At 55.0% G+C, this 16,456-nt stretch carries 19 protein-coding genes and 1 tRNA gene; 17 read left to right on the top strand and 3 right to left on the bottom strand.

Annotated features, from left to right (window positions below; all coding sequences use genetic code 11):
• Positions 1–36: 36 nt before the first annotated feature.
• The 7 genes from ETHHA_RS10255 (at position 37) to ETHHA_RS10225 (ending at position 5,399) form a co-directional block, all read left to right on the top strand.
• Positions 37–894, top strand: a complete 858-nt coding sequence (locus ETHHA_RS10255) for a nitroreductase family protein (RefSeq protein WP_013485909.1) — start codon at positions 37–39, stop codon at positions 892–894.
• Positions 895–1,162: 268 nt separating this feature from the next.
• Positions 1,163–1,633, top strand: coding sequence for a hypothetical protein (locus tag ETHHA_RS10250; protein ID WP_013485908.1), 471 nt, complete (start codon positions 1,163–1,165; stop codon positions 1,631–1,633).
• A 376-nt stretch (positions 1,634–2,009) separates the two neighbouring features.
• The gene (locus ETHHA_RS10245; protein ID WP_013485907.1) at positions 2,010–2,252 is read left to right on the top strand and encodes a hypothetical protein; all 243 of its coding nucleotides are present in this window, start codon (positions 2,010–2,012) and stop codon (positions 2,250–2,252) included.
• A gap of 287 nt (positions 2,253–2,539) precedes the next feature.
• Positions 2,540–3,763 carry an ROK family protein gene (locus ETHHA_RS10240; RefSeq protein WP_013485906.1) on the top strand — a complete coding sequence of 408 codons (1,224 nt, stop codon included), beginning with the start codon at positions 2,540–2,542 and terminating at the stop codon, positions 3,761–3,763.
• Positions 3,764–3,877: 114 nt separating this feature from the next.
• Positions 3,878–4,714 carry a HesA/MoeB/ThiF family protein gene (locus ETHHA_RS10235; RefSeq protein WP_041687512.1) on the top strand — a complete coding sequence of 279 codons (837 nt, stop codon included), beginning with the start codon at positions 3,878–3,880 and terminating at the stop codon, positions 4,712–4,714.
• The gene (locus ETHHA_RS10230; RefSeq protein WP_013485904.1) at positions 4,708–5,142 is read left to right on the top strand and encodes a M67 family metallopeptidase; all 435 of its coding nucleotides are present in this window, start codon (positions 4,708–4,710) and stop codon (positions 5,140–5,142) included. Before ETHHA_RS10235 ends, ETHHA_RS10230 begins: the two co-directional genes overlap by 7 nt.
• A gap of 17 nt (positions 5,143–5,159) precedes the next feature.
• Positions 5,160–5,399, top strand: a complete 240-nt coding sequence (locus tag ETHHA_RS10225; protein ID WP_013485903.1) for a sulfurtransferase TusA family protein — start codon at positions 5,160–5,162, stop codon at positions 5,397–5,399.
• A gap of 96 nt (positions 5,400–5,495) precedes the next feature.
• Here ETHHA_RS10225 and ETHHA_RS10220 read toward each other — a convergent pair whose 3' ends face one another.
• Complete coding sequence (locus ETHHA_RS10220; RefSeq protein WP_013485902.1) at positions 5,496–5,987, bottom strand: QueT transporter family protein; 492 nt, start codon at positions 5,985–5,987, stop codon at positions 5,496–5,498.
• Between the two features lie 531 nt (positions 5,988–6,518).
• Between ETHHA_RS10220 and ETHHA_RS14670 the strand changes: the two genes are divergently transcribed.
• Together ETHHA_RS14670 and ETHHA_RS10210 are read left to right on the top strand one after the other, a co-directional pair.
• Positions 6,519–7,484, top strand: a complete 966-nt coding sequence (locus ETHHA_RS14670; RefSeq protein ID WP_013485901.1) for a phosphotransferase enzyme family protein — start codon at positions 6,519–6,521, stop codon at positions 7,482–7,484.
• A gap of 223 nt (positions 7,485–7,707) precedes the next feature.
• A complete protein-coding gene (locus ETHHA_RS10210) occupies positions 7,708–8,043 on the top strand; it encodes a hypothetical protein (protein WP_137143886.1) in 336 nt (111 codons plus the stop codon).
• A 175-nt stretch (positions 8,044–8,218) separates the two neighbouring features.
• Here the strand turns inward: ETHHA_RS10210 and ETHHA_RS10205 are convergent, their stop codons facing one another.
• Positions 8,219–8,863, bottom strand: coding sequence for a class I SAM-dependent methyltransferase (locus tag ETHHA_RS10205; protein WP_013485899.1), 645 nt, complete (start codon positions 8,861–8,863; stop codon positions 8,219–8,221).
• 97 nt (positions 8,864–8,960) lie between these two features.
• The gene (locus tag ETHHA_RS10200; RefSeq protein WP_013485898.1) at positions 8,961–9,839 is read right to left on the bottom strand and encodes a polyphosphate kinase 2 family protein; all 879 of its coding nucleotides are present in this window, start codon (positions 9,837–9,839) and stop codon (positions 8,961–8,963) included.
• 259 nt (positions 9,840–10,098) lie between these two features.
• On the opposite strand from ETHHA_RS10200, the gene ETHHA_RS10195 reads away from it, so the two are divergent.
• From ETHHA_RS10195 to ETHHA_RS10160, 8 genes are all read left to right on the top strand, one after another.
• Positions 10,099–11,448, top strand: a complete 1,350-nt coding sequence (locus ETHHA_RS10195; protein ID WP_159033368.1) for a phospholipid carrier-dependent glycosyltransferase — start codon at positions 10,099–10,101, stop codon at positions 11,446–11,448.
• A 172-nt stretch (positions 11,449–11,620) separates the two neighbouring features.
• Complete coding sequence (locus ETHHA_RS10190; protein ID WP_013485896.1) at positions 11,621–13,399, top strand: GGDEF domain-containing protein; 1,779 nt, start codon at positions 11,621–11,623, stop codon at positions 13,397–13,399.
• Between the two features lie 170 nt (positions 13,400–13,569).
• Positions 13,570–13,851: a DUF503 domain-containing protein gene (locus ETHHA_RS10185; protein WP_013485895.1), complete on the top strand. Its 282-nt coding sequence runs from the start codon at positions 13,570–13,572 to the stop codon at positions 13,849–13,851.
• A gap of 6 nt (positions 13,852–13,857) precedes the next feature.
• On the top strand, positions 13,858–14,391 hold the full coding sequence (thpR, locus tag ETHHA_RS10180; RefSeq protein WP_013485894.1) for an RNA 2',3'-cyclic phosphodiesterase: 534 nt from the start codon (positions 13,858–13,860) through the stop codon (positions 14,389–14,391).
• Positions 14,392–14,430: 39 nt separating this feature from the next.
• Complete coding sequence (locus tag ETHHA_RS10175) at positions 14,431–14,634, top strand: YwbE family protein (protein ID WP_013485893.1); 204 nt, start codon at positions 14,431–14,433, stop codon at positions 14,632–14,634.
• A gap of 86 nt (positions 14,635–14,720) precedes the next feature.
• Positions 14,721–14,796, top strand: a tRNA-Ala gene (locus tag ETHHA_RS10170).
• Between the two features lie 173 nt (positions 14,797–14,969).
• Positions 14,970–15,296, top strand: a complete 327-nt coding sequence (locus tag ETHHA_RS10165; protein WP_013485892.1) for an ArsR/SmtB family transcription factor — start codon at positions 14,970–14,972, stop codon at positions 15,294–15,296.
• Between the two features lie 79 nt (positions 15,297–15,375).
• On the top strand, positions 15,376–16,389 hold the full coding sequence (locus ETHHA_RS10160) for a permease (protein ID WP_013485891.1): 1,014 nt from the start codon (positions 15,376–15,378) through the stop codon (positions 16,387–16,389).
• The last annotated feature ends 67 nt before the right edge of the window (positions 16,390–16,456 follow it).

Here is a 16,456-nt window from a genome sequence, read left to right as displayed (position 1 = left end):
CGGGCCGGGAAAGAACATGAAACAGGAGGAAGAGGCATGCAGCTCGATTTTCAACACGATGTTTCAGAACTGGCGGTGATGCGGCGGTCGGTGCGTACCTTCCAGCCGCGGGATGTGGATGCGCAGGCGCTGGATGCCTGTATGGTGCCGCTCACAAGTGAAACGGCTCTTTTCGGAGCGGAGACGCGTTATACGGCCGTCCATGTGAAGCAGACACCGATTAAACTGGGTACCTATGGAATGGTTCACGGCGCCAAAACGTTTTTGACCGCCGTGACTTCCAAAAAGGACCTGCGGGCGGGGTTCCTTCAGATCGGGTATCAGATGGAGCAGGCGGTCCTGCTCGCGACCGATTGCGGTCTCGGCGCCTGCTGGTTGGGCGGAACATTTGACAAAACGGCGTTCTGGCAGGCTTCAGGCACCGGTGATGGGGAACAGTTGGTCATCGTGCTGCCGATCGGTTACCCCGGCGGGAAAATGCGCCTGCTGGAACATATCGTGCGCGGCGCGGCGGGCAGCGCAAACCGGAAGCCATTTGAAAAACTGTTTTTCAATGCGGAAAACGGAACGCCTCTTTCCGAGCAGGCGGCGGGCGCGTTTTCCGTGCCGCTTTCGTGTGTCCGGCTCGCGCCGTCAGCGGTGAACAAACAGCCTTGGCGCTTGCTTCTTTCCCAAACGTCCGTGGCTTTTTATCTGGACAGGGGCAAAGAGCAGGCGAACGCGGCGGAGAGCGATATCCGATATGTCGATTTGGGTATCGCAATGTGCCATTTTGAGGCGGGCGCGTTACAGGCGGGCTTGAGCGGAAGCTGGGATTTCCAGAACCCCGGTTTTTCGGCTCCCGCATCGTATGAATTTATTGCCGCGTGGAAACTGAGTCAAAATAAATCATAATAAATCATAAATTGACAGTCTATACCGTTTTTCCAGAATTATTTATGCTTGCGCTGTGTATTTCCGGTCAAACTATCATAGAGCCATCCAAGTTGATGGTATGAACATTGCGACTTTCTTCATACGCCGTTTAAACGTGTTTTTGGTTTTATCCGGCGGTGATGTGATGAGGTCGTTTTGTTTTTATAGACCGCCCTGCGTCATCTGGACACTAAACGGTGCGCTGGGAATCTTTTCGAAAAGATTATAAGGCAGCGGAGGTATCGATATGTTGAAAAAACGATTTGTTACAGGTGCGGCTGCGCTGGCTTTGGCTGCGGCGCTGGTTTTCCCGGCGGGAGCCGCCACGGTGAAAGCCGCCGCGCCCACATCATCGGGAACTTCGTCTTCATCGGCTTCATCCGGGACGCCCGGATCAGGCACTGCAAAACACCAAAAATGCCATATTGGCGGTGACCGTGTCGCGCTCGTATTGCTGGCCGATCTTTCCGGCAAAAGCGTCAAAGATCTGAAGCAGCAGTATCCGCAGCAGACTCCATGGCAGATCGCAAAGCAGACGAACAATCTGGACGCGCTGAAAAAGCGCTATCTGGAAAAACAGCAGCAGCGGATTCGTGCGATGCAAGATCAGGGGAGTCTTTCGCAGGCCGACGGTACAAAGCTGTATGAGGAGTTGGCTCAGCGCGTGGCAAAGATCGACGGCGTCAAGATTGTGACCGTTGGGCATGTGCACGCTTGATGTGCGAAAGCGGATGCATACAGGAGCGCCGAAACGGTGAACCGTCATAAAAGGGGAGGTTTTTATACCTCCTTTTTTCTTTTGAGCGCTTTTATAAAACAGCGGATCGGGCGCAGCCGTGCAGACGATAAAAGATCCGAAGACCCGTGCTCAGAAATATGAAAATGGAAGGTTTTCGATTTATCTTATATAAAAATATGCGTAGCGGCTGGCAAACCTATAGGATAAAAAGCGGGGCGTTTTTATGGGCTGAAAAAAGAAGGCAAACGGTCAATATATTTTTTTGTTTTGAGATAAAAATCTGCTTTAAGCTCTTTACATTTTCTTTTCAGTGCGATACACTGTAAACAAATAATATCTATTAGGAGTGATTTTAATGGCAAGAGGCGTGGCGAAAACATCCGAGGAACGGATCGCAGATATCGAAGCCAAAAAAGCGGAATTTCAAGTGAAGATTGACAATTATAAAGCAAAGATCGCGGAACTGGACAGCCAGATCAAAGAACTGAAAGATGCGCAGAAAAGAGTGCAGTTGGACGAACTGCTTCAGGCGATTGAATCCAGCGGAAAAACGGTGGAAGAGGTTTTGTCATCTATCGCGCATCCTTCCGAATCGTAATGGAGGATGCTTTATTTGCTTGAAAAACCGGCCGGAAAACGGCCGGTTTTTGTTTGAGAAATGGGTTCCCGTCTGACATCCGCCTTGTTGGATGGGCGCTGCTATATCTTTATGTACCACTTGTTTTTTCTTGACAAACAGAGAGGGTTCTCTTAAAATAGAGGCATAAAAGTCATGTATACAAAGTAACTTAGTTTTATTTTATACCGCATCCGAAACGGCAGGTTGTCCGGTTGGTTTTCAGCCACCGGCAAACGGGTTTGCTGGATGCGCCGGAGGAAATCCCCATGCTGCCCGACCTGTTTTCCACCTGTGGCCCACAGGAAAAACGTGTATTTTGCGCATTGCAAAAATTCGGCCCGGTGTCCAAAAGTCAGCTTCTTGCGCTGACGGGCCTCAAGTTGACGACGCTCAGCCGCTTTCTGCGGCCGCTGGAGGAGTTGCGGTTGGTGGTGAGGCCGCAGTTCGGCGAGTCATCCGGCGGGCGCAAGCCGGCGCTGTATGACGTGACCGATCGGGATTACTATTTGCTGGGCGTGGATATCTCACGCACCTACATGCAGATTGTGCTTACCGACCTGAAACTGCGCGTGAGGGCCTCCCGCCGTTTTCATATGGATGGACAGTCCACACCGGAGCGGACGGTGCGGACGATCGTGGAGACCGCCCGTGAGCTGGCAGATCAAGCCACGACTCCGGGCGGGCGGATCGTGCTGGCCGGGGTTGGCGCGGTGGGGCCGATGTCCCGCACGGACGGAGTGCTTCTTTCTCCGCGGTATTTTCAGGCGTCTGGATGGAAAGATGTGCCGCTGGTGTCGATGCTCCGCCAAGGCCTGGGCTGCCCGGTCTCGCTGGACAACGGCGCCAATACCGCCGTGCTGGCTGAAGCGCTTTACGGCATCGGCCGGGGTGTGCCGCGTGTGGTTTACGTCAACTGCGGCGTGGGCATTCGCACCGGCACGTTTTTAGACGGCGTGCTCATCCGTACTTCGCAAAACGCGGAAGATGTATTTGGCCACATGGTGGTGAATGCGGACGGCAGACTCTGTACCTGTGGAAAACGCGGTTGCTTGGACTGCTATGCCACTATCCGTGCCGTTACGTCTGAATTCGCAGAGTGCCGCGCGAGGGGTGAGCATTCCGATTTGCCTGCGGATGTCACATGGGAGAGTATCTGCGCGGCTGCCCGGCAGGGCGATGCGCTGGCGGCGAGCGTGCTGCGGCATGCCGCCACCTATCTGGGCATCGGGCTTTCCAACCTCATCAACCTGCTCGGGCCGGGTCTGGTCATTCTCAGCGGGCCGCTTATCCGGCAGTCCGATCTGTTTTATGAAACGGCGGCCGGCGTGGCTCAAAAGCAGGTCTGGGCGGTGCAGAGCGGCGTGAAGTTCCATCGGGGCGGAAGCCTGGAAGAAGACGCGATTGCGGTAGGCGGCGCCGCGCTCGCGCTGGAGGAGGCGGCCGAGGCCCTGCCGGACTCCCGTGTGCAGGCTGTGCAGCATTCGGGCTGACGGCCGGGTGCGGCCGTGGGCAGATATGCCGCCCGCGCCGTGTTTGAGATATATCCGGTCCAGGACGGAGAGGTCGTCGGGTTTGTATTTTATGGGGGACGGTGCGCAGTGTCTGTGAATTTTACCAATGAGATGATGGAGCGCTATTCACGCCACATCATCCTCAAAGAAGTGGGCGTGAAGGGGCAGATCAAGCTGCTGAACGCAAAAGTGCTGGTGGTGGGCACCGGCGGGCTGGGTTCTCCCGCGGCCATGTATCTGGGCGCGGCCGGGGTGGGCACCATCGGACTGGTGGATTTCGATCAAGTCGATCTCTCCAACCTTCAGCGCCAGATCATCCACCAGACCAAGGACGTGGGCAAGCCCAAGGTGCAGTCCGGCAAGGAAACCATCCATGCGATAAATCCCGATGTTAACGTGGTGACCTACAACGAATGGATTCGCGCCGACAATATCCTCGATATCATCAAAGACCGGGACTATGATTTCATTCTTGACTGCACCGATAATTTCCCATCCAAATTTCTCATCAATGACGCGTGTGTCATAACGAAAAAACCGTTTTCTCACGCGGGCATCATCCGTTTTCAGGGGCAGACCATGACATATGTGCCCGGTCAGGGCCCCTGCTATCGCTGTGTGTTTCAAAATCCGCCTCCCCCCGACGCCGTGCCCACCTGCCGGCAGGCGGGTGTACTGGGTGTGATGGGCGGCGTCATCGGCACCCTTCAAGCCAGTGAGGCGCTCAAATATATTCTTGGCGTGGGCGGACTGCTCACCGGTGCTCTGCTCACCTACGATGCGCTGCGCATGGAGTTCCGCAAGATCAAGTTGGGCAAGGTGGAAAACTGCGCGGTCTGCGGCAAGCACCCTACCATCACCAGACTGACCGATTACGGGCAGGCCCCCTGTGATTTGAAAGGCGCCGCGGAGAGGCAAAAGCCATGCTGAACGTTCCGAAAACGCAGCTGGCGCGTTTTCTCGCTCACGCAAAAAATGGCCTGCCGTACGAGGCCTGCGCGTTGTTGAGCGGCACCTTGGACGGAGCAAACGCAACCGTACAGTGGATCTACCTGTTGACCAACATGGATCAGAGCCCCGAACACTTTTCAATGGACCCCAAAGAGCAATTTGCGGCCATCAAGGATATGCGCCGGCACGGCTGGGCGCTGCTGGGCAACCTGCACAGCCATCCGTCTTCGCCCCCCAGGCCCTCGGCAGAAGATAAACGCCTGGCGTTCGATCCTTCGCTGCGCTACCTCATCCTTTCTCTCATGGACGAGGAGCCGGTGCTGAGATGCTTTCATATCCGCGGGGGGCATATGGAAAAGGAACCGATCACGCTGCTGGAGGATGAAAAAATGGGGGTGGTTGAGTGACTGGAGGAGGTAACCCAATGAGCAAAGCGGATGCATTCGTGGACATCACCGACGTGGTCTGCCCCATTACCTTCGTCAAGACGAAGATCGCCATGGAGGAACTGGGGGCCGGCCAGACGCTGGAGATCCACCTCAACGGCGGAGAGCCTATCCAGAATGTGCCCCGCAGTCTGGAAGACGAGGGACACACAGTGCTGGACATGCGGGCCGCTGACGACGGCACGTTCTATCTTCTGGTGAAAAAAGGGGAAGACTGAACAGAGAGCAGCGGGGCAGTTTGCCGCAAACGTGCAAAACCGGCCGCCGTGTTTCGGAATATGCTGAAGATCGCCGCCGGCTCGATCGGCTGGTAGTCAATGCCTGGCGGGCGAAAACAGGCGGTCCTGCACTTTCCCAAGGCCCAGCATGAGCGGGATGCCACCGGCGAAGCAGACGACCGCTTCTCCAAATGCGACCGAGCCAATGGTCAGCAGCAGCGGGGCGTGGAAGACAAAATAGAGTTCCAATCCCACGATTACGCCGTTGCAGATCACCGGGGGCAGCGGGGCCAGCCATTTGGTCGGCATTTTATAGGTGAGCCAGGCCGCCAGCAGGGTGGCGGCGCTGCCCACGACAATATCGACCGGACCGAGCGAGCTGGCGATGTTGGCAAACATACAGCCCACAAACAGACCGGGGATGGCTGCGGGTGTGAAGAACGGCAGTACCGTCAGCACTTCGGATATGCGGAACTGAAGGGGGCCATAGCTGATGGGCTGGAAGAGGAGTGTCAGCGCCGCGTAGAGCGCGGCAATCACGGCGCCGGTGGTAACGGCGCGGATTTTGGCTTTGCTGGATGCGTTCATGTTTTTTCTCCTTTTTGAAACCCATCCCGCCGCCGGAAGCGCAATACAACAAAACAGGCGCTGCCTGAAAAGCAGCGCCATCCCGAGCCGCCTGTGTCACAGGCGGCTGTATTCCGTAGTTTTGTTTCGAGACAGGATGGTTCCGAACTGTCCTATACGATTTTTTTCAGTATACAGGAGCCGGGCCGCCTTGTCAACACGCGGGTGGCTTTGCAAAAAGGTCGGTAAAAGCCGCAAGGGACTTGACAGGCCGCGCACGTTCGTTTATAATACAACAAAATGGTATAATGATGTGTTGAAGTATAATCGGTGAGGATGATGTCCTGCCGTGATTGCAAAGGCGCAGTCGCAAGTGTTTGCTTGCAACTGCGCCTTTGTGTTTTGGGCGCAAGCCGTCGGGTCGGCGTGCGGGCGGGCAGCATCGTGGTTCCACCGGGCCTTGTTTAAAATAACCGACGGATTTTTAGCCGAAACAGACAAGGCTCTGCTATCTTCAAACAAGGCCTGGATGAGAACAGGAGGAGAATGGACATGATACAGATGCCGGTGAAAGAAAGGATGCCTTTGTTGATCGAGCCCCCGGCCGAGTCGCTCAAGGGAGTTTTCTCTGCCTATCATATTTCGGAAACTGCGCATTGCCGCCCGTTTTGCCGCAAAAATAATCTTTTCTACATCGTGGAAGATCCCAGAAGCGACACGCGCGTGATGCTGCGCGTATCCGGCCTGCGTCGCAGCGAGCAGGAGTTGGCTGCCGAGGCGCTTTGGATGTGCGAGATCCGGCGCGATTCCAACCTGCTGGTGCCGCAGCCTCTCCAGAGCGGCACCGGCTCGTTCTGCACCGAAATCTCCCATCCGTTGCTGCCGCAGAACTATTATTGCATGATGTTCAGCTATCTGCGCGGTATGTCTCCCGAAGCGGATACCTGCTCGTTCGCTGCCCTGCTCCGGCAATTAGGCGGGCTGGCCGCCCAATTGCATCAGAACGCCATTCTCTGGAACTGTGCGGGCCGTTTGCCCCGCCCGACGCTGGACGGCGAAGCGGTGAGCGAATCGCGGCTGGAAACGCTGGCGGATGCCGGCGAGCTGATTGGCGCGCTTTCGGTGGTCCGGGAGCGGCTGGCCGGTTTTGGGCGCACGCCCGACCGGTTCGGCCTCATCCATGCGGACCTGCGGCCGGCCAACCTGCTGCTGGACCGTGACAGTGTGGCGGTTCTGGATTTTGACGACTGCGGATACGGCTGGTTTCTGTATGATTTTGCGGCGTCTGTTTCCGGCATGGAACTGCATCCGCTGCTGCCCAAGCTGACGCGCGCATGGCTGGAAGGCTATCGCACCTACCGCAAGATTTCCCGCGAGGAGGCCAACGAGTTGCCCACATTTCTGATGCTGCACCGCCTGCTTCGGCTGGACCGGCAACTGCGGGAGGGCGATGTGCCCGGCGCGTTTGCGCATGATACTGCCGTGCTGGCGGGCCAATATCTGCACGCGCACAGGTGATGACGGGCGTGTTTGGGTTTTCTCCGGGAACACGGATGGCGCACCGTACACAGCCTTGCTTTTTTATATGGAAATTGGTATGATGAATGTGTGGGAGAAGGTGAGAGCATGACCGTCAGCTAATTGGCCGGATTATACTGGAATACCTATCAGGTTGTCAACAACAGTACCTGTGCCAATGGTCTTTCGGACGATGCCGCCGCGATGCAAAAGCAGATGGGGTGTGCAGAACTTGGGGGCCGCGCTGTCCCTGCCCGCGCAGACCGGTGATTTGAGCGCGGTATCCAATCTGGACGCCGATGTTTCCGGGCTGTACACTGAAAGCCAGTTGCCGGCCTATCGGTCGCTTTTCCAGACCGGCATCGATTCGAAACCGCCGCTGAGCGGCATCGGCAGAGCCCAGTTGTATGCGCAGTCACAGTATACGGCGCAGCAGTTGGGGTTGACGGTGTTTGCCGGCTCTGTGAATCGGAATGCGGTGGCTGGCAGTATGGTGCAGTTGCATCAGAACGATCTGAACAGCAGTTTTCCCGGTGCGGTTTTTAGCGGCATCGCGTGATGCGGGGCATGACCGGTATGTTTTAAAAAATTTCATATGGTGTTCATTTGGCCGTGGTATCGTATGGATACCGGAGAAACCGTCGAGCCGGCAGGCGGAGACACCGTTATGATACAAGCCGATATTTCCATCGTGAAATATCGGCTTGTCGTTTGCAAAGACAGCGAACCCGGCCTTATCTGGTTGCCATGCAGCACATCCAGTTCCGGTCTTCCAGCGTATCCACGTCCACCTTTGAGAATCCGGCCTGCTCCAGACCGGAAACGGCCTCCTCAGGAGAAGGAATGTGCATGCGGCACTTGGCTTCGGTTTCCCGGTTGCGGTCCCGGAACCGCTCGCACGCATAGGCCTCGTGGATGATGACGAATTGCCCGCCCGGCTTGGTTATGCGGGCTACTTCCGCGAAATTTTGCGGAAGATTCGGCCAGAAATAAACGGTTTCGACGGCGAATACTTTATCAAAAAAGGCGTTGTCAAACGGCAGTTGTTCCACGCTGGCCTGCCGGATATGCACCCGGCCGTTTGCAATGGCTGTGCGGTTGCGCTCTTTGGACCACTGCACACAGTCGTTCGAATGGTCCGCACCATAGACGGTGCCTTCCGGTGCGAGAACCGCAAGGCGCTCCACTGTGATGCCGCCGCCGCACCCGATGTCCAGCAGAGTGTCCTGCGGCTGCACCCGCACATGCGCCAGGCCCCATGTGGTCAGGTCATAATGGCTGCGGTTCATCCCGTTCACAACGTCGAGCCCGGTCGTGCCGGTGGGCTTGCGGAATTGCCCGTAGTCTTTAAAATCGTCCGCGGGGATGTCTGTCGGCATAAGCATACCTCCCATGCTGCAAATGATATCGCAGCTGATTATTGGTTGACTCCGTGTAGCAGCCGCGGTCCGCTTTGTCAACCGTGTCGCGGCTCCGTCAGGCATGCTCACCGGTGCCGTGTTCCAGCAGGTCGCGGTAGGCCGCCAGCACTTTCTGTTGTTCCGGGGAGGTTTCGGGGTATTGCAGGTGCAGGTCTCGCACGATGCCCACGAGAATGTGGGAAATCAGGTAGCGTGCATACCATTTTTTGTCTGCTGGAATAATGTACCACGGTGCGCCGGCGGATGCGGTATGGTTCACGGTCTCCTCATAGCAGGCCTGATATTTGTTCCAGAAGGCTCGTTCTTTGACGTCGGAAGTACTGAATTTCCAGTTCTTTGAAGGGTCTTCCAGGCGGGCAAGCAGACGTTCTTTCTGCTCGTCTTTGGAAATGTGAAGGAAAAACTTCACCGGCAGGATGCCGTTTTCCCGCAGGTATGCTTCAAACTGCGAAATGTCCCGGTAGCGCTTTTCCCAGATGTGCTTGGTTATCAGGTTCGGGGGAATATGTTCGGTCGGCAGCAGGTCGTGCACCCGCACCACCAGCACTTCTTCATAATACGAGCGGTTGAAGATGCCAACCTGGCCGCGTTCGGGCAGATGGGTGTGCGTGCGCCAAAGGAAATCGTGTTTGAGTTCTTCGTCGCTGGGCTGCTTGAAGCTCCAGACCTTCACACCTTCGGGGTTGAGCCCGCTGAACACATGGCGAATCACACCGTCCTTGCCGGCGGCGTCCAGCCCCTGCAGGATGACGAGGAGCGTATAATCTTTCTGGGCGTAGAGTTTTTCCTGTTCTTTGGCCAGGATGGCTTTGTTTTCTTCAAAAGTTTTCAGAATCTCCTCCCGGTTTTGGAACGGGCCGGTGCCCGCAGGGTCGATTTCATCCAGACGGCAGGGACGTGTGCCGTCAAAGCGAAAAATTTCCGGTGTTTTCATGTGACCACTCCTTTATATGGAACGGATATGCGCCGTGCGCTCACGCATGCGCGCAGTGTGGAGGAACGAGATGACCGGCGCTTGGGCCGGCGGGGAACATTGTTGAACGAGAAAGGGTGACACCATGCAGCGCAGGATAGCGAAACACAGGCTCCCGAATCCGGCGGCGGGCCCGTGGCCATATGTGGGCATCGTGTGCGGATTGGCGATTTCGTTTGTTTGTTTGAATGGTCTGCCCACAACGTGGATCAAAACGGGAATGCTGGCTGTTTTGGGGGCACTTGGGCTGCTGACGGGCTATTGGTTCATCCACAGGCGGCTCAGCACGTCCCGCTTGCTCGCGGCGATCGTTGCGGCGGGGCTGGTACTGCGCATCGGATACATGTTGTATACGCCTTATGATCTGCGCGGGCATGATATCGGTACCGTTTTCGGTTCTCAGAACGCGGGCTATGTCGCCACGATCTTTCTCTATGGCCGTCTGCCTTCGACCAATGCCGGCCTGTTTTATCATCCGCCGGTAGCGTTTTTTCTGGACGCGATGGTGATGAAAGGGTATGCGCTGCTGGCGCCTGGGAAAAGCATCACGGCGCTGTTTGAGGCGGCCAAACTGGTTCCGGCTTTTGCATCCTGCGCGCTGCTGGTGGTGTGCCGGCGCTTTTTCCGGGAGCTGGATTTCCCGCGCAGGGCCACACTGATTGCAATGGCGGTGCTTGCGTTCCACCCCACGTTTTTTATCCTTTCGGCCAGCATCAACAATGATATGCTGATGGTTTTCTGGATGGCCGTATCCCTATTATACACCGTAAAGTGGTACAAAAACCAAACAGTGCGCAATATTTTGGCGCTGGCGGTGGTGATCGCACTGGCGGTTACCACCAAGGTTTCGGGCGTGATGGTCGCGCCGCTGACGGCGGGCGTTTTTCTGGCGGCGCTGTGGCAGCAGCGGTCGGCGGCCGACCGCAGGAAACGGATCGCGCAGTTCGGTCTGTTTGCGCTGGTTTGCCTGCCGCTGGGGCTTTGGTATGCGGTGCGCAACTGGCTGCTTTTCGGCCAGCCGTTCGGTTATGTGTTACCGATGAGCACCAACGGGCCGCTTTATATCGGCTGGCACAGTTTTGCCTCCCGGTTTTTGTCGTTCCCTGTGTGGCAGTTGTTCACCAGCTTTTTCTGCAATCCTTACGGAGATTACAACCTGTGGCTCTATCTGGTGAAGAACTCCATGTTCGGGGAATTTACCTTTACGAGCGGGCTGGTATATGCCGCGCCCCTTCTCATGCTGAACCTGGTGCTGATTGTATTGTCGCTCATCGCGACGGTCTGGGTGCTGCGCGCCGAAGAGATGCCGCGTCTGCCCCGTTTTCTGCTTGGCGGCCTGTGGATTCTGCAGATGGGTTCGTTTTTGGTGTTCAATCTCAAATATCCGTTCGGTTGCACCATGGACTTCCGTTATATCGTACCGACGCTGTTTTCCGGCGCGGGGTTTCTGGGGCTGGCAGTTGTCCGCCTGCGCCGCCGGTGTCCGGCGGCCGCGCGGTGGGCCGTTCCGGCAGCCGGGTGGCTGGTGTTTGCTTTTGCGGTCGTTTCCGCATCGTTTTATATTTCCTGAGCAGGCTGCTCTGCGCGGGGGCGCGCCGTCGGCAGAACCGGCCGCCTCGTCTGCCGGGCTTTACACAAATATTACATTTATGTTGGAAATATTTGCTTTCTATTGTAAGGAGGGGGGTGTATAATACGATTAAGCTCGTATCATGCAGATGGACGGAAAAGGATGTTGTTTCTTGTTGCAGACGTATGGCAGCGTTGATAAAATGGAACAGAAACGTTCGGTCCAGGATGAGCTGAACAAGATACTGGCAGAGCGGGACATTCAGACCTATTTTCAGCCCATTATATCCCTGCGGGACGGGTCGGTGCTGGGGTATGAGGCTTTGTCCCGCGGCCCCGTAAACTCGGTGTTGCGTATGCCGACGGCGCTTTTTGCGGCTGCAGAAACATACGGGCGGCTTTGGGAACTGGAAAATTTATGCCGCACCAGAGCGCTGGAAACGGTGATGTGCCTGCAGGCGGGGATCAAGCTGTTTTTGAATGTCAATCCGGCCACCATCCACGATACCAAATTCCAACAAGGCTTTACGGCGGATTACCTCAAGCCGTTCGGACTTTCTCCGGGAAATCTGCATTTTGAAATTACCGAGCGCAGCATCATCAAAGATTTTGACGGGTTCAAAAATACCATAGAGTATTATAAGCGGCAGGATTATAAAATCGCGATCGACGACGCGGGTGCCGGGTATTCGGGCCTGAACCTCATTACCGATGTTCGCCCTCATTATATCAAACTGGACATCCAGCTGATCCGCGATATCGATCAGGATGGATATAAGAGGGCGATGGTCAAAAGCCTGTACGAATTCAGCCGCCTGACGGAGATATCCCTCATTGCCGAAGGAATTGAGCGGGAAGAAGAGCTGGACACCCTTATCGATATCGGCGTACATTACGGGCAGGGCTATTTCATCCAGCGGCCGCAGCCGCGCGTCTGCGAGGTCGTGCCGGAGGTGCTCGAAGCAATCCGTATCCGCAACGAGCACAAGAACCACACGTATTACCATTACCTCTCCAATATCTACATTGGGAATCTCTGCTACAACAGCCACACGGTCTCGTCGGATACGCTGTCTGAAGACGTTTACCAGATCTTCTTAAAAGACAGCGCGTTGCTGGGCATCACGGTGGTGAACCACGGCGTGGTGGAGGGCTTGGTGACCAAAACGCACATCGACCACATGATGAGCGGCCCGTTCGGTTTCAGTCTGCATGCCCGTCGGCCGATTTCTCTGATTATGGACAAGCATCCGCTGATCGTAGACCATCAGATGCCGATCGATGTGGTGTCCAAGATGGCGATGTCCCGCCCCACCGGTAAGCTGTATGACTGCATCGTGGTGACCAACGGCGGCCGGTATGCGGGCATCGTTACCATCAAAACACTGCTGGAAAAGACGACGGAGATCGAGGTATCCAATGCCAGGCACCAAAATCCGCTGACGGGCCTGCCGGGCAATATGCTGATCGAGCAAAACCTTGGCGACTGTATCAAGAATGCGCAGCGATATGCGGTCCTCTACATCGATATCGACAATTTCAAAGCCTACAATGATGTCTATGGGTTTGAAAAGGGCGACGGCATTATCGGGATGTTGGCGCGCAGCCTGGAGCATTGTGTGCCGCGGGACACGTTTGTCGGGCATGTGGGCGGAGATGACTTCATCGCCATTTTCCGGACATATGACGTGGACATCTATTGCCAGAAGATCATTGCGGAGTTTGACAAAAAGGTGCGGGAATTCTACGTACAAGAAGATCTGCAAAAGGGATTTATCATTGCCAAAAACCGCAGGAATGAGGTGGAGCAGTACCCCATCATGAGCATCTCAATCGCAGGGGTGACCAATAGCTCCCGCTGTTTCCAGGATGTATACCAGCTAGCCGAGTATGCGGTGGTTTTGAAGAAGAAATGCAAACAGCAGTGGACAAGCTGCTATTTTATTGATTGAGTGACCGCCCACAACACCCCCGTATGCCCGCTGTCCGGCGGCGTATGCGGGGGTGTTGTGGGCGGTTTTGACGAAGCACGCCGGATGTAGTACAATGGGTTCAACCCAAATGGGCTGCGGGCGCAAGCTGTCGCGCGGCGGGTCAAATTAGATCAATCGAGGTTGTGAGGATGCAAATCGGCGTGCTGGAAATACGGCTGCATATCCCTTGGGCACATTCGCTCAAGGAAAAGCGCATGGTTGTCAAAAGCCTTCTTGCCAAGCTGCGGCATGTGTTCAATGTGTCCGTCGCCGAGGTGGCGGAGCAGGATATCCACCAGTTGGCCGTGCTGGGTATTGCCTGCGTGACCGATTCCGCCGTGCAGGCCGACAGCATTCTGGACCATGTGCTGGATTTTGTCGACCAAAATACCGAAGCAACTGTTGTGGGTGTGCAGAGGGAAATTAGGTGAGAGATCATGCGAACGTTCATTGCCGTTTTGTTTGAGCCGGATGTTGCAAAGCAGATCATGGATGCCGTGGGGCGTCTGGAATCCGCCGCGCTGCGCGGGCATTTTACGGCTCGGGAAAACCTGCATCTGACGTTGGCGTTCCTGGGCGAGACCGCCCGCCCGGACCTGGTGGAACAGGCTATGCGTGAGGAAGCGGGCGGATCGTTCACACTCGTACTTGGCGGATGGGGACGCTTTCCCGGGCGGGGCGGCGATGTGGTCTGGATGGGCGTGCAGGCAAACGAGGCGCTGACAGGCTTGCAGGCAAGGATTTGCGGCCGGCTGCGGGCCGCCGGCTTTATGCTGGAAAACCGCCCTTATACGCCGCATATCACGCTTGGCAGGCGCGTGGTGCTCCCGCATGCGTACGATCCGGATATGCTGGAAGTGCCGGCCCTTTCGCAGCAGGTGGACACAATTTGTCTGATGGAATCCACAAGGCTGGAGGGTCGCCTGCGTTATCTGCCGCAGGCGGCCGTTAAGCTGACAGGGCAGGGCTGACGCGCCTGTTTCTGTATTGTTCAAGGAGGAAAAGCCCGAATGGATGGAAAGATCCGCAGCAATATCCATATTGGTGCGTTGGTGGATATTGTGCTGAAAAAAGACCAGCCCACAGGGAAACGCACCCGCGGGCATGTGCGGCGTATCCTGACAAACAGCCCGACACATCCCCATGGCATCAAGGTGATGCTGGAAGAAGGCAATCAGGTCGGCCGCGTGCAGGAAATTTTAGAAGATGTCTAAAAAGATGAAAAAAGCGCAAAAAGTGCTTGCTTTTCATTTTAGAGAGTGCTATACTAATTAAGCCGCTTGCGAGTGGCACTGCTTTTGGGGGTATAGCTCAGCTGGGAGAGCGCCTGCATGGCATGCAGGAGGTCAGCGGTTCGATCCCGCTTATCTCCACCAGAAACGGCTTAAAACGAAGGTTTTGAGCTGTTTTTTTATTTTTATGTACAAAAATTCGCTGGGATGTTGCATGGCCCGAGGGTTGTGCAGATATTTTGCAATTCATATTGACAAAATTTGATTTGACGTCTATACTGATAACAGATCAAATAATTTTGATATGAGGTGATGGGTTGGCAACGGCGTATGAAGAACACGCAAAAGTCTTCAAGGCATTTTGCGACGAAAAACGTTTGAGGATACTTGAATTGCTGCGCTGCGGTGAAAAATGCGCCTGCGTTTTGTTGGAGCAGTTGGACTTGGGGCAGTCGGGGCTTTCCTACCACATGAAGATCCTGGTTGAGTCAGGTGTGGTGGAGAGTCGGCAGGAGGGCAAATGGACACATTACAAAATAAGTAAAACGGGCAGCGCTCATGCCGCTGTTCTGCTGAAAGAGCTGACAACACCGAATACGGTTATAGAAGCAACCAACTGCTGCATAAGTGAAAAACCATTGTGACGATGGCTTTTAAAGAGCAAGATACATCAAAAATATTTGATGTGAATGATCCTTTGTTGAGAGTGAGGATGTTTCGGCAATGCAAATATGGACGGCAATCTGGAATTTTTTCCAGTATCAGATTTTGGGCATGAAATGGCTGGACGGACTGATCCAAACAGGTCTTTCCGCGTTGGGGCTTGATACGAACAGCCGGTGGATCGGGAGCCTCCAGTTTTTTCTGTATGATGTCATAAAGATCACCGTGCTTCTGTGCTTCCTGATCTTTGTTATCAGCTATCTGCAAAGCTACTTTCCGCCGGAACGAAGCAAAAGAATACTCGGGCGCTTTCATGGTATCTGGGCGAACTGCATTTCGGCGCTCCTGGGTACGGTGACACCGTTTTGTTCCTGTTCGTCCATTCCACTATTCATCGGTTTCACGTCTGCAGGACTTCCGGTCGGCGTGACGTTTTCGTTCCTGATTTCCTCCCCGATGGTGGACCTTGGCTCTCTGCTTCTGCTGGTGAGTATTTTTGGTGCGAAGGTTGCAATCCTTTATGTGGTTGTCGGTCTGATTGTTGCGGTAATCGGGGGCACGCTGATTGAGAAGCTGCATATGGAAAAGTACGTGGAGAGTTTTATCCTGACGGCTGGAAGTGTGGATATTGAACTGCCCGACCTGAAGAAAAAAGATCGGATTCTTTATGCAAAAGAGCAAATGCTCACCACCTTCAAAAAGGTGTTTCCTTATATCCTGATCGGTGTGGGAATCGGCGCTGTTATTCACAACTGGATTCCGGAGGAATGGGTGGCAGCGGTGCTTGGCAGCAAAAATCCTTTCGGCGTCCTGCTGGCAACGCTGGTGGGTGTTCCGATATATGCCGATATTTTCGGCACCATTCCTATTGCGGAGGCTCTGTTCTATAAGGGGGCGCAGCTTGGCTCCATTCTGTCTTTCATGATGGCTGTCACAACGCTGTCTCTGCCATCCATCATCATGCTTCGCAAAGCTGTAAAACCGAAGCTGCTGGCGCTGTTTGTTGTTATCTGTACAGTTGGAATTATTATAGTAGGTTACGTTTTTAATGCGCTTCAAACGTTTATCATATAGGTGGAATACTTGTCAAAACCGCTTTGAAAACTGCGTTTGGAACGCCAGGCAACGGTTCCGTCGGCTG

The sequence above is a fragment of the Ethanoligenens harbinense YUAN-3 genome, from assembly GCF_000178115.2.
GTDB lineage: Bacteria > Bacillota > Clostridia > Oscillospirales > Ethanoligenentaceae > Ethanoligenens > Ethanoligenens harbinense.
This window is presented reverse-complemented; position numbering and strand designations above follow the sequence as displayed.

Coding starts and splice junctions, on each gene's coding strand:
- ETHHA_RS10255 (WP_013485909.1), top strand. CDS start 37: ATGCAGCTCGATTTTCAACACGATGTTTCAGAACTGGCGGTGATGCGG.
- ETHHA_RS10250 (WP_013485908.1), top strand. CDS start 1,163: ATGTTGAAAAAACGATTTGTTACAGGTGCGGCTGCGCTGGCTTTGGCT.
- ETHHA_RS10245 (WP_013485907.1), top strand. CDS start 2,010: ATGGCAAGAGGCGTGGCGAAAACATCCGAGGAACGGATCGCAGATATC.
- ETHHA_RS10240 (WP_013485906.1), top strand. CDS start 2,540: ATGCTGCCCGACCTGTTTTCCACCTGTGGCCCACAGGAAAAACGTGTA.
- ETHHA_RS10230 (WP_013485904.1), top strand. CDS start 4,708: ATGCTGAACGTTCCGAAAACGCAGCTGGCGCGTTTTCTCGCTCACGCA.
- ETHHA_RS10225 (WP_013485903.1), top strand. CDS start 5,160: ATGAGCAAAGCGGATGCATTCGTGGACATCACCGACGTGGTCTGCCCC.
- ETHHA_RS10220 (WP_013485902.1), bottom strand. CDS start 5,987: ATGAACGCATCCAGCAAAGCCAAAATCCGCGCCGTTACCACCGGCGCC.
- ETHHA_RS14670 (WP_013485901.1), top strand. CDS start 6,519: ATGATACAGATGCCGGTGAAAGAAAGGATGCCTTTGTTGATCGAGCCC.
- ETHHA_RS10205 (WP_013485899.1), bottom strand. CDS start 8,863: ATGCCGACAGACATCCCCGCGGACGATTTTAAAGACTACGGGCAATTC.
- ETHHA_RS10200 (WP_013485898.1), bottom strand. CDS start 9,839: ATGAAAACACCGGAAATTTTTCGCTTTGACGGCACACGTCCCTGCCGT.
- ETHHA_RS10195 (WP_159033368.1), top strand. CDS start 10,099: ATGCTGGCTGTTTTGGGGGCACTTGGGCTGCTGACGGGCTATTGGTTC.
- ETHHA_RS10185 (WP_013485895.1), top strand. CDS start 13,570: ATGCAAATCGGCGTGCTGGAAATACGGCTGCATATCCCTTGGGCACAT.
- thpR (WP_013485894.1), top strand. CDS start 13,858: ATGCGAACGTTCATTGCCGTTTTGTTTGAGCCGGATGTTGCAAAGCAG.
- ETHHA_RS10175 (WP_013485893.1), top strand. CDS start 14,431: ATGGATGGAAAGATCCGCAGCAATATCCATATTGGTGCGTTGGTGGAT.
- ETHHA_RS10160 (WP_013485891.1), top strand. CDS start 15,376: ATGCAAATATGGACGGCAATCTGGAATTTTTTCCAGTATCAGATTTTG.